The sequence below is a fragment of the Enterobacter cloacae complex sp. 2022EL-00788 genome (assembly GCF_026627565.1).
Taxonomy (GTDB): domain Bacteria; phylum Pseudomonadota; class Gammaproteobacteria; order Enterobacterales; family Enterobacteriaceae; genus Enterobacter; species Enterobacter pasteurii.
On record NZ_JAPNMC010000006.1, the window covers coordinates 157,313 to 169,423 of the forward strand.

The 12,111-nt window shown below is 55.9% G+C and carries 13 protein-coding genes; 2 read left to right on the forward strand and 11 right to left on the reverse strand.

All coding sequences use genetic code 11. The features are described from left to right. Positions 1-82: 82 nt before the first annotated feature. Positions 83-976, reverse strand: a complete 894-nt coding sequence (locus OWK27_RS11460; protein WP_267590409.1) for a flagellin — start codon at positions 974-976, stop codon at positions 83-85. 775 nt (positions 977-1,751) lie between these two features. Here OWK27_RS11460 and OWK27_RS11465 point away from each other — a divergent pair. Both OWK27_RS11465 and OWK27_RS11470 read left to right on the forward strand, forming a co-directional pair. Further along, a complete protein-coding gene (locus OWK27_RS11465; RefSeq protein ID WP_267590410.1) occupies positions 1,752-2,684 on the forward strand; it encodes a winged helix-turn-helix domain-containing protein in 933 nt (310 codons plus the stop codon). Continuing rightward, positions 2,656-3,123, forward strand: a complete 468-nt coding sequence (locus tag OWK27_RS11470; protein WP_176609048.1) for a hypothetical protein — start codon at positions 2,656-2,658, stop codon at positions 3,121-3,123. Before OWK27_RS11465 ends, OWK27_RS11470 begins: the two co-directional genes overlap by 29 nt. Before the next feature lie 25 nt (positions 3,124-3,148). On the opposite strand, the gene OWK27_RS11475 is transcribed toward OWK27_RS11470, so the two are convergent. From OWK27_RS11475 to flgD, 10 genes are read right to left on the reverse strand one after another with little or no spacing between them, the layout of a single operon-like run. Continuing rightward, entirely contained in the window at positions 3,149-4,159 is a 1,011-nt protein-coding gene (locus tag OWK27_RS11475) for a hypothetical protein (protein WP_267590411.1), read from the reverse strand. Between the two features lie 6 nt (positions 4,160-4,165). Further along, positions 4,166-5,080: a flagellar hook-associated protein FlgL gene (gene flgL, locus OWK27_RS11480; RefSeq protein ID WP_242174392.1), complete on the reverse strand. Its 915-nt coding sequence runs from the start codon at positions 5,078-5,080 to the stop codon at positions 4,166-4,168. Between the two features lie 22 nt (positions 5,081-5,102). Then, positions 5,103-6,470, reverse strand: coding sequence for a flagellar hook-associated protein FlgK (gene flgK / locus OWK27_RS11485; RefSeq protein ID WP_267590412.1), 1,368 nt, complete (start codon positions 6,468-6,470; stop codon positions 5,103-5,105). A gap of 3 nt (positions 6,471-6,473) precedes the next feature. Then, a complete protein-coding gene (locus OWK27_RS11490) occupies positions 6,474-6,863 on the reverse strand; it encodes a rod-binding protein (RefSeq protein WP_176609052.1) in 390 nt (129 codons plus the stop codon). Then, a complete protein-coding gene (locus OWK27_RS11495; protein WP_176609053.1) occupies positions 6,863-7,954 on the reverse strand; it encodes a flagellar basal body P-ring protein FlgI in 1,092 nt (363 codons plus the stop codon). The genes OWK27_RS11490 and OWK27_RS11495 overlap by 1 nt, the downstream gene beginning before the upstream one ends. Before the next feature lie 11 nt (positions 7,955-7,965). Then, on the reverse strand, positions 7,966-8,631 hold the full coding sequence (gene flgH / locus OWK27_RS11500; protein ID WP_267590413.1) for a flagellar basal body L-ring protein FlgH: 666 nt from the start codon (positions 8,629-8,631) through the stop codon (positions 7,966-7,968). A gap of 24 nt (positions 8,632-8,655) precedes the next feature. After that, positions 8,656-9,441 (reverse strand): flagellar basal-body rod protein FlgG, encoded by a 786-nt coding sequence (gene flgG / locus OWK27_RS11505; RefSeq protein WP_148420467.1) that lies wholly within the window; start codon positions 9,439-9,441, stop codon positions 8,656-8,658. A gap of 21 nt (positions 9,442-9,462) precedes the next feature. Then, positions 9,463-10,194, reverse strand: coding sequence for a flagellar basal body rod protein FlgF (locus OWK27_RS11510; RefSeq protein ID WP_267590414.1), 732 nt, complete (start codon positions 10,192-10,194; stop codon positions 9,463-9,465). A gap of 3 nt (positions 10,195-10,197) precedes the next feature. Continuing rightward, the gene (gene flgE / locus OWK27_RS11515; protein ID WP_193355382.1) at positions 10,198-11,400 is read right to left on the reverse strand and encodes a flagellar hook protein FlgE; all 1,203 of its coding nucleotides are present in this window, start codon (positions 11,398-11,400) and stop codon (positions 10,198-10,200) included. Positions 11,401-11,434: 34 nt separating this feature from the next. Beyond that, positions 11,435-12,109, reverse strand: coding sequence for a flagellar hook assembly protein FlgD (flgD, locus tag OWK27_RS11520; protein ID WP_148420487.1), 675 nt, complete (start codon positions 12,107-12,109; stop codon positions 11,435-11,437). Positions 12,110-12,111: the final 2 nt, after the last annotated feature.

Sequence of the window (12,111 nt, forward strand, 5' to 3'; positions counted from 1 at the left end):
TTTTCCGCCCGGGGGAAAGGCGAAGCCGGATACAAAAACACCGCCATACAGCGGTGTTTTTTCAGCTTTTATCCAGAGTGGATTAGCCCAGCAGAGACATAACCATGCCGGACATGCTGTTGGACTGCTTCAGCATGGACATACTGGTTTGCGCCAGCATCTGGTTACGGGTCATGCTTGACGCTTCGGAGGCCATGTCAGCATCGCGGATATTGCTCAGCGCCAGATCGGTGTTGTCTTTCATGTTCGCCAGGTTCGCCGCCGTGTGGCTCAGACGGTTAATGCTCGCACCCATTTTGGAACGAACGGCACCGACTTGATCCAGAGTCGTTTCCAGCGAGCTCATCAGAGCTTTTGCACTTTCGGCGTCCGTCAGTTCAAGCTTACCGCTGGCGTTTACTGCACTAGCCGTGCCCTGAATAGTTGAGAACAGACCACCAGAGGTAGTCAGCGCGCCTGCGCCGCTAGCGCCGAGTTCAGCAGACAGGTTAATCTTCATGGTTTCATCAGTAGAAGAACCGATCTGGAAATTCAGCTCTTTAGAGAACTTACCGGATGCGCCGAACAGTTTGTCACCCGCGTAAGAGGTGTTGTTCATGATGTTGCCCAGCTCAGCGTTCAGGTCGTTCAGCTCGGAGTTGATCGCGTCACGGTCTTTCTGAGTGTTGGTGTCGTTCGCTGCCTGCGTTGCGAGGTCTTTCATGCGGTACATGATGTTGCTCACTTCATCGAACGCCCCTTCAGAGGTTTGCAGCAGCGCGGTCGCATCGGCGATGTTACGCTTTGCAACGTCCATACCGTTGGTCTGGCCCTGCAGACGGGTCGCGATCTGCAGACCTGCCGCATCGTCAGCAGCGGAGTTAATGCGTTTACCGGTACCCAGGCGCTCCATTGCGGTGGACAGCATGTTGTTGGCTTTATTCATCGCATTGGTGGATGACATGGAGGAAGAGCTGGTAAAGATAGAGAATGACATAAGGATTCCTTTTTCGTCCTGGTGATACAGATGGTGTATTCAGTAAAGACGACACGGCAGGCGCGAAGATTAAATCAACGATTACCGAATGCTTATTTTTTACGCAGGCATAGAAATAGCAGCTTGATTTCTAAGGATTAAAAATTGCTAAAAGGCTCACGCCACCGATCTTTTTTCATCGCGACTTTTCACCGGCAGGACAGGGGCATTTTGGCACCTTTATTAATAATATTTAATATAAAAAGTAACGTTCTTATTTATCCGGTTTCATTCGGAAACAAATATAAAAGCTTTATTAAAGCGGCCAAAAATTCAATAAATTAAATGGGAATTATTATTTTTTTAAGTTCGCCACAGAAACAATGATCATTATCAAACAGATCACACCAATAACACAACACCTTCACTTTTTAATCATCTAAATAACATAAGTTTTATTTAATGATTCTTGTTAACCATAAAACAAACTGCTTCATTTCTTCCTGCTCGCTGAGTTAAAAATGGTGTTGCGCATCACATTTTAATCGCGTAAAAAGAGGGCAGGAAACGATCATTCCTTCCCTTATGGGCGTAAAATAGATGAAAACCTTCCCGCTGTAGCATAAAATCGAGCAACAACAGGGAAGACTACGTCCTCTTTTAATCTCCGCAGGCATGCGGCATTCATTAAGAATTCTAAATGGAGTTAACAACTCAATCGGATAACCTCTGATCCCTCCGGGTGTTCAACAGGTTATCGCCATAATAATGGGGTGGTTGAATCCATAACATATAAATGAATAAACGTTATTGCTCCGTAAATAATTGGCTGGTTGACGTCGCTTCAGGCTCTATTCTCCATTTAACCACAGGGGAACGTAAGCGCCTGGGTGAATATCAGCTCAAGCTGCTGGATATTCTGGTTCAGGATGCGGGTAAAATATTTACCCGCGAAGAGTTAACGACCCTGGTCTGGGAACGCCGGGTCATCGGCAATAATAGCTTGCCAAATGCCATTCACGCATTGCGCACCGCATTAGAGGATGATGGTAAAAACCAGCGCATCATCAAGACTATTCCGCGCAAGGGCTATCTGATTGAGCCCGAGTATTGTCGTCAGATCGAAACCGATGAGCCTTGCGATGGGGAAGATGCAGAGGCTGACGTTCCGCCTGTCGAGGCGTCGCTTAACGCTGAGCCTCTGGCTGAACCGGAGCAGCCTGAAGGGAACGACGATCCTGCACCGGTAATGGAGCCCGTCCCGGTGCCGAAGCCGGAAAGTCGTCGTCATGGCATCGTTAGCTTTTTACTGGTGATGGCCGCCACGGCCCTCTTTACGACAGCCGCCTGCTGGTACCTGCTGGGCGGCTACAGCGAACATCTGGTTTCACGGGAGATCCAGCCGGGCGTTTACAGCAATATCCACATTTATGCCGTCGAAACGGCAGGCGATCCGCCCTATATCTCCGTGAACCTGTACGGCAAGTTAAAAGACTCGCTGTATGCCATCAACCAGCAGATCCAGATGCAGTCCGCCACGATGCAGATCTTCTTTCACAGCACCAATTCGTCGCTGAACTACAGCTTCACGCTGTCCAATAAATGCGACAATAAACAGCTGGCGATGTCCATTTACCACTGGCGTACCGATACGGACCAACTCAACAACCTGATCCTGCGAGAAACCCGAAGGAAGCTTCATGAACTGGCTACGTGCAAAACGCCTTAACGTGGCGATCGTCATCGCCGTTCTGGCGACGCTCGTCGTTCTGGCGTTTAAGTATTTCACCACGACCTCAACGCTACAGTACGGCAATGTGGAAGATGACTTCCAGATGGGCTTTTACGACCTGATGTCACAGCAAAAAGAGATTTACGATGTGAGCCTGAAAACCACGCGCGGCGTACTGATGGCCAATATCACCAGCCCGGACGACAACCGCTTTGTCCTGAAGGGAAAGTTTACGCCGACGCAGAAAAAACACGGGCGAATCTACTTTACGCTCACCCCAATTTACTACAGCACCGAGCAGAAGGGGCTAATGATAGATGGCCTTGTCGACCAGCTCATGTACTCCAACTACTGGATGGAGCCGCTCTCTTTTAATCACAAGTCGCTGGTGGTGGGACAAAACGGCGCGATATTCCTCTACCCGGCGTCCCGATGACGTGGCTGTCCGGCATTAATGGCCCTTAGCCCAGCAGGTTTTTAACCGTTGCCAGCCGGACGTTGGCCTGAGCACCCAGCGCCTGCGACAGCTGGCTAAAACTGTCGGCGCTGCGAGCCAGCCCCTCACCCAGGCTGCGTGAAGCGTGCAGCGCCTGCTGTGAGCTGTACACCGTCGCCATATCGTTTATACGGGCGCTGACGCGGTCCTGCTGCTGGCGCAGTTTGCTGCGCTGGCTGGTGATGTGATTAAGGGTATCCTGCAACTTCATTTGCCCCTCTCGCTCCCGCCGCGCGGAGAGCGCCATCATCTCATCGCTGTTCGCGCTTTCCGCCTGCGGGGCCAGCAGGGTGAAGGCATCGGCTGGATAGAGTTTACCTTCGCCGCGCACCGAAAAGTGCTGCTTCACCTGCTCCCACCTGCTCTCATCAACGCTGAACAGCAGCTGGCCGCTGTCCGTCTGGCTGGCATGGATCCCTAAGCGCCCCAGACCAACATTCAGCTTTGTCAGCGTCTGTCGCGGCGTCGCCTCTTCCGGCAGCGCAACGGCAGCCATCTCCCGTCGGGTGCCTCCAAGCGCGAAGATCAGCGTTTCCCCGGCCGGGAACTGCACTAATTTTTCGCTGCCCGGCAGGGTGAAATTAACCGCGTTCTTCTTCTCCAGCGAGGCGTTGAGATGGCGATCGATCGTACCGCCGGAAAGCTGCATACGGCGTGAAAGGTGCTTTTGCAGCACAGCAGCCTGCACGCTGGCATCCCCGCTACGACCGGAAGTCTGGCGCAGCTGGAGCAGCTGCGTTTCGGTTTTCGCCAGATAGCTATCCGCCTGCTGCACGGCGGTCAGCTGCTGATTGAGCTGGACGTTATAGCGCATCGGCCGGCGCGACAGCAGTGCGGATTCAGGAAATGAATGACGGGTAAATTCAGCGTCGGGCAAATGTACCCGCCCGACGGTCTGCGGTGCATCGATATTCCCGCGCCCGGCGGGTGCCGGTGCGCTGGAGAGCGGTGAGGATGTTTTTAAACCGACTTGCATATCATTTTACAACATACTGAAAAGATTGAGATTGCTGACCATGCTGTAGGCCTTATACGAGATCTGGACCGAGGTATTGTACAGCTGGAGTTTCGTGTAAGACTCCGCCGTCGGAGCCTCATTAAGGTCAGTTTCTAGCTGGCCGTTCGACAGGCTGACGTCGGTATGCGCATCGTTAATCAGCGTCAGGCGGTTCTGACGGCCACCGAGATCGGTAAACAGCGCCCCCAGGCTATCGCTGGTCGTCTGGGTCATATCGATCATCGCCGTCAGGTCGTCCTGGTAATCCGTCAGGCTGGCGTTCGGATCCTGCATTTTCTCACTCAGCGCTTTGAGCTTGTTCAGCATATCCAGATCGTTGCCCGAGCTGGAAAACGCGTGGGAAATATTGGTGTTTTCGGTAATGCTGACGCCGTTTGCCACCGTGGTTTCACGGGACTTCTCGTTGCCGCCAAAAACGTACTGGCCGTTGGCGTCCAGCGTTACGGTTTTGCTGTCGGTCATGGTGCCGGAGAACAGGTAGCTCCCGTTTTCGTTTTTACTGTTCATCGTCGCCACCAGCGAGTCCAGCATAGATCCCAGCTCCGCACCGTAGCTCGCCAGATCTTTCTGACTCAGCGAACCGTTATTGGCCAGCTTAAGCTTATCGCTCACGGACAGCACCTGGTTGCTGAGGGCGGTAATATGGGATTCCTGCACCGACAGCGCGCCGCTCAGGCTGGTGATGTTACTTTGATACTGCTTAATCGCCGACTGCTCGCGGCTAAGCTGTACCAGACGGCTGGCAATAACCGGATCGTCTGACGGCACGTTAACGCGCTTTTGTGTCATCAGCTGTTCCTGCAACTTGCCCATCTGGGTGCCATTGATACCCATCTGCGACATCATGGCGTTATAGAGATAAAGGCTGCTTACTCGCATATATCAGATTCCGTGGTTGCGCTTAAAACATGCTTAGCAGATCGCTAAACACCTGGTTGCCGGTGGAAATCACCTTCATGCTCGCCTGATACGCCTGCATGTAGGCCTGCAGGTTCATCGCCTCCTGATCCTGATTCACGCCACTCAGTTTATCGCGCTGCGTTTGCGCATCATCCCTTACCGCGACGGCCGCATCCATTTCGGTTTTACTCTGCTTGCTGGCGATACCGATGGTCGAGATAATGGCCGCCGCCCCTTCGCTCAGGCTCATGTTGCCCAGGCCCGGGATATCGGTTTTCTGGTTTTTCAGCTCAAGCAGGGCGTTAAGGTTGTCGCCATTGCCCGGCTCTTTCGGATCGCCGGAGAGCGCCAGCTCGTCGGGAGACAAATCGTTCACCTGCAGGATACCCGCCGGGTTCGTTGCGTCGAACGTAAACAGCGGTTTCCCCTGCTGGCCGTTCAGGTCGTAACCCTTCTCCAGCTGCGTATTGAACATGTCTGCCATCGCTTTCGCCATGCCCTGTACGGCGTCGCTCATCTGCCCCAGCGTACCGGTTTCATAGTCGTAGAGGGCGCCCAGCTGGCCGCCGGTTGACGGGTTCAGGGAAAACTCGCTGTTCGAAAATTTCAGCGTCAACGTGGTATTGCCGTTGCTGTCCTTACCGGTGCTCAGCGTGCCCGCCGTCTTGCCGCTCACCAGCGGCTGACCGTTGCTTAACGAGACGGTATAGCCGCTGCTGTCGTCGGTCACTTTGACGTCCGCCATCGAGCTCAGCGTCTTCACCAGCTCGTCACGCTGATCGCGCAGTACGCTGCTGTTACCGCCCGTGGAATCCATCGCAGCAATCTTCTTGTTGTACTCGGCAATGTTGCCGCTCAGGGTGTTGATTTGATCAACCATCGCCCCACGCTGCGTGTTGATGGACTCTTTCTGGCTGGAGATAAAATTGTTCATGCTGTTGAAGCGGGTAGAGAACGTTTTTGCCTGGTTCAACAGCTGCTGGCGCAGCGCCTGAGATTCCGGCTGCTGCGTCAGGGCGCTCAGGGCGCTGACAAAATCATCCAGACCCGTTCCGAGGCTCGTCGAGTCGGTACCGATAACCTTCTCCAGAGAGCTGATGTACTCATTACCCATACTGTAGTAGCTGGCTTTGGTGTTGGTCTGCCAGACCTGGTTCACCAGGTACTGGCTGGAGATGCGGCGGATGCTGTCAACCTGTACGCCATTGCCCGGCGAGAGCCCGGCCTCGCCCATCGGGCCGATGGCGCTCTGAACAATTCCCTGACGGGTATAGCCTGCCGTCAGCACATTATTCGCGTTCATCGACGAGACGAGCATCCCCATGTTAGCCGCCTGCAGTCCGCTATAGGCGATATCGAACATACTCATGGCTTACTCCTGTCCTTCGGTTATCTGGAACGACTGCAAATGGCGTTCCTGCGGTTGTCCCTGTAAAGCGGCCGCTTCCACCTGATTCTTAAGCGGGGCCGTCACCTGCGGGGAAAGCTGGTTAATAATCATCTGAGCAATGCCGGTGCTGCGCTGGGAGGCCAGCTCTGACGCCATTTTGTCATCATAGAAATCGCGCATCATGCGCTGCTGTTTGCTGTTGAAGGGGTTATCTTCCCCCAGCACGTCGGAGGCCTTACGCATTTGCGATAGCATTGAGCGCAGCATCAGCGCCTCAAACTGCCCGGCGGCCTGTTCGAGCGTTTGCGGCTTTACCTGGCCGGTAATATCACCCGGCAGAATAGCGGTTTGTCGGTTAATCGCATTCAGCATTACATCACCACCAGTTCAGCATCCAGGGCGCCCGCCTCGTGCAGCGCCTGCAGAATCGCCATCGTGTCGTCCGGGGCGGCGCCCAGGCTGTTAAGGGTATTAACGATGCTGCGCAGGCTGGTTCCGGCTGAGATGGTCACCATCTGCCCACGTCCGCGATTAACGTCAACGTCGCTCTGCGGGGTCACCACCGTCTGTCCACGGCCAAAGGCATTGGGCTGGCTGACGTTTGCGGATTCGCGAATGGTGACCGTCAGATTGCCGTGAGAAACCGCCGCGGCGCGGACGATCACCCCATCGCCGATCACCACCGTGCCGGTCCGGGCGTTAAACACCACCCGCGGCGGCTGCTTGCCGGCGTTGATCTGGACATCTTCAAGCGACGACATAAAAGCCACCCGCTCGCCCGCCCCCATTGGGGCACGCACGGAGACATTGGTGGCGCTCTGGGCCGTCGCCGTTCCTGCCCCAAACGCGTTATTCAGCGCTACCGCTACCGCGTTGGCGGTTTTAAAGCTCGGCCGCTTGAGGTTCAGCATCACCGTCGGCTCCTGCTGGAAATCGCTCGGGATTTCACGTTCCACCGAACCGCCGTTCGGTACGCGGCCTACCGTTGGCGTATTGATGGTAACGCTGGAGCCGCTATTGCCTTCCGCCTTCACGCCGCCCACGACCACATTACCCTGCGCCAGGGCATACACCTCACCGTCGGCACCGCGAAGCTGAGTCAGGAGCAGCGTTCCACCGCGCAGGCTTTTGGCATCGCCGATGGAAGAGACGGTGACGTCAATGGTTTGACCGAGCGAGTAGCCCGGCGGCAGCGTGGCGCTAATGGCGACGGCCGCGACGTTTTTCACCTTCGGGTCAATTTTGGCCGGCAGCTGGACACCAAACTGGCGCAGCATATTGGTGACCGACTGGCTGGTGAACTTCACCTGGTTTTTATCCCCGGTTCCGTCCAGACCCACTACCAGGCTATAGCCGATCAGCTGGTTACCACGTACCCCCTGAATGTCCACCACATCGCGCAAAGGCTGGGCAGCAACGCCAAGGCTGTACAGGCACAGGAGCAGTAAAATTCGTCTAAACACGCTCGACTCCGTCAGATAGGGAACAGGGGATGGTTAAAGAAGCGCACCAGCCAGCCGGCCGCGTTTGCATCACTCAGCGCGCCGCGTCCGGCGTAGGAGATACGCGCGTTGGCGATACGCTGTGAGGAGACGGAGTTATCGCGCTCAATATCGTCGGCTCTTACGAGGCCGGTTACCCGCATGTACTCATCTCCCTGATTGAGGGTGAGCCATTTTTCGCCGCGGATTGCCAGCACGCCGTTGGGCAAGACTTTATAAACCGCCACGGTGATCGCCCCGCGCAGGCTGTTTTGCTGCTGCGACGTGGCGCTACCGTTGAAGTTACGGTTACCATCTACCGACCCGGACAGCTTATCCACCGAGTGGCCAAAGGCCTCCGGGATGCCGAGCGAGACGTCATTCTTCTTGCCAAAGTTCGTTCGCGCCTGCTTGCTCGCCTGGGTGGATTCGTCCAGCTTAACGGTCAGGATATCGCCAACGCGATAGGCGCGGCGATCCTGAATAAGCGACCAGTTATAGCCGCTGTTATAGACCCCACCGCCGCGAACATGCGTATCCGGCATGGCGAAGTCTTCCGGTGGCGCATACGCCGCATCGTCTTTGTGTACCAACAGCGCCGGACTTTCACAGCCCAGCAGCATGAATGCCAGTAAACCTATCGCTACCTGCTTTTTCATCTCTTTCACTTTACCGCTCTGCCGTTACATCGACTGCGTGACAAACTTCAGCATGTCGTCAGCGGCAGAAACCATTTTGGCGTTCATTTCATAGGCGCGCTGGACGGTGATCATATCGACCATCTCCTCAACAACCTGCACGTTGGAGCCTTCCAGCGAACCCTGTTCCAGCTGGCCAAACGCCTCTTCACCGGGAACGCCTTCCACCGCTTCACCGCTGGCGGCCGTTTCACGATAGAGGTTGCCGCCGACAGCCTCGAGACCGGCCGGATTGACAAAATTCACCAGCGTCAGCTGCCCCAGTTCAATCGGATCGGTTTCACCCGCGACCGTCGCGGTGATGGTGCCGTCTTTGCCGATCTGAATATCCTTCACGTTATCCGGCAGTTCGATTTGCGGGATCAGCGGCAGCCCCTGCGCGTTCGTCAGCACGCCTTCAGGCGATTTTTGCAGGTTACCGGCGCGGGTATAGGCGATATCACCGTTGGCCGTTTCCACCTGGAAAAAGCCCTGCCCGGTAATCGCCACGTCCAGGCTCTGCCCGGTGTTCTGGATGTTGCCGACGGTGAACTCTTTCTGGGTACCGACAATCTTGACGCCGGTACCGAACTGGATGCCCGTCGGTGAGATAGTGTCCTGATCGAGCTGGCCGCCCGGGGTGCGCTGATTCTGGTAGAACAGATCGGCGAACATGGCGCGGTCACGTTTAAAACTGGTGGTATTGACGTTCGCCAGGTTGTTGGAGATGGCGGTCATTTTGGCGTCCTGCGCCGCTAGCCCAGTTTTACTGATCCATAAAGCGGGATTCATCTGTATTCCTCAAATGTGTTGTCAGGTGCCGCGAATCAGCCGGTTACCGGCGTTTGCGAGATCTTCAGCGGCTTTCATCATCTTGATCTGCGCTTCAAACTGGCGATTGAGCGCAATGCTGGAGACCATTTCGTTGATGGCCGACACGTTGGCGGATTCAAGATGTCCGGCGGCCACCTTCACCTCTTCGTCACGCGGATTAAACGCCGCGCTGGTGATCAAGAAACCGGCTTCGTTTTTGCTGAGCTCGCTGGCGGGGATATTCACCAGCTTCACGCGGTCAATATCCATCGGGGCGGCGATGTCGCCGTCCTCCGGCACGATGGTGATTACCCCATCCTCGCCGATTGAGATGGAGGAGTAAGGCGGCAGCACGATCGGGCCGTTATCGCCCTCCAGCGGCAGGCCGCTGACTGACAGCTCGCCATCAGCGTTGATGTCGATTTGGCCGTTACGCGTATAGACCTCACGAGTGCCGCTGCGCAGCGTAATCAGGCCGTCGCCCTTCACGGCAATATCCAGGTCACGCCCGGTTTCGCGCATGGCTCCCGGCGTCATATCGACGCCGCCCTGCGTGGGCTGCGCCAGATAACGCGAGGCATAACCCTCGCCGCCGATCTGCTGCGTGAGCGCTTTGTCGAGATCGCTACGAAACCCCTGAGTATTAACGTTCGCCAGGTTATTCGCGTGGATTTCCTGCTGCGTCAGGCTTCGCGAGGCGCCGCTGACGGCGGTGAACAGTAGGCGATCCATCGATTACACCGCCTGGAAGAGCGAGGTCATCATGCTGTCGTTGGTGCTGATCACCTTGGTATTCGCCTGATAGTTTCGCTGGGCGGTCATCAGCCCGACCAGTTCGGCGGTCAGATCGACGTTTGACGACTCCAGCGCCCCGGAAACAACAGAACCCAGCAGGCCGGTACCCGGCGTGCCGGTCAGCGGCGCGCCAGAGCTGGCGGTTTGTGACCAGGTTGTACCGTCCTGCGCGGACAGGCCGTTCGGATTAGCGAAGTTCGCCAGCACCAGCTGCCCCTGCAGCAAACGCTCGCCGTTAGAGAAGGTGGCATAAACGCAGCCGTCCTGATCGATTGCCTGGCCCGTGCGTTCGCCGGAGGCATAGCCGTCGCCTTTGTTTTTGCTGACGGAAAAATCAGAACCATACTGGCTGGTGCCGCCGTAGGTCATGTCTAGCGTAATGGGATTAGCGCCCGCAACATCCGCGGTCAGCGTGACTGCTCCGCTCGGATCGGTAAGCACGCCCTGGCTGTTAAAGGTCAGCTTCTGTACCTGCTCCGTACCGCCGCTGGTCACCGGCGTATCGTCCATGTAGTAGTGCACTTCCCAGGCGTTTTCGCCGGTTTTCACGAAGTACTGATTCAGGGTGTGCTCACGGCCCAGGGAGTCATAAACCTGAGTGGTGTAGGAGTTGTTATAGGAGGTGTTGTCTTTAGGATTGAATGGCGTTGTGGCCGGAACGTCCGCGCGCGCGTCCATGTTGGCGGTAAAAGCGATACTTTCCGTCGCTTTTGCCGGAATCGAACCGCTGCTGATCGTCAGGTTGCCGATAGTACCCACCTGGAGCGTACCGCTGGCATCGACAGGATAACCCTGAAGATACATCCCTTTGTTGTTGACAAGATGACCGTTGCTGTCGGTGCCGAAGTAGCCCGCGCGGGTATAGGCGGTAGTACCTGCGCTATCGCGAACCATAAAAAAGCCATTACCGTTGATGGCCAGATCCAGCGCGGTACCGGTGGAAGTAATACTTCCCCCTTTGGTAATGCTCTGGGTAACGGCAGTTACGCCCACGCCCAGCGGCTGGCTTTCGGCGTACAGCGCGGAAAACTCCGCGCGCCCGGATTTAAACCCCACGGTACCGGAGTTGGCAATATTGTTAGAGATAGCACTCAGCTGCTCGGTAATCGCATTCAGACCGGACGTTGCAATACTAAAGCTCATAATCGTTCCTGTTTAATTAATATCCTGATTCACTTCAGGCTTTGTTCCTGGAGGCAGTGCCAAACTGGCTGATGTTGTTGTAGGCGACTTCGCCAAGACCGTCGATATTGAGTACCGTCGGGCTACCGTCGAGAGGAATGCGCACGTTGTTTACCACCCCGCCCATTTCGAGCGGCACTTTCTCTTCACCGGTATCGGTCACCACACTCAGGGTGTATTTGCCTTCGCTCAGCCCCAGCGCTTCCGGGTCGAAGGTGAAATCCACCTGCCCCGCTTCCTGCTTGCCCAGCTCAATTTTGTGTTCAATGCCGGCGGCATCTTTGGCAATCACCGTCACCACGCCGGCGGCGTGCTCCAGCGTCAGACGTCCGTCAAGCACGCTCTCGCCATCGCTGTTCACCGAATCGGTCTGCACCATCACGTGCTGTCCCACCAGATTGCCGGTAGTCAGCGTTTGCAGGTTGTCCATCAGCACGGAATTGTTCGCCATCAGCTGCGACATGGTTTCCATTGATTGCACCTGGGTAAGCTGGGCCAGCTGGCTCACGTACTCGGTACCGTCGGTAGGGTTGAGCGGATCCTGGTTCTGGATCTGCGCGACCAGAAGCTGCATAAACATGGTGTTCATGCCGGAGGCGGACTGGTTGCTGGCAATGCCGTCCGTTGTACTGCCGGAACGGCTTTTGGCGTAGGCGCCGTCTACGTTCATAT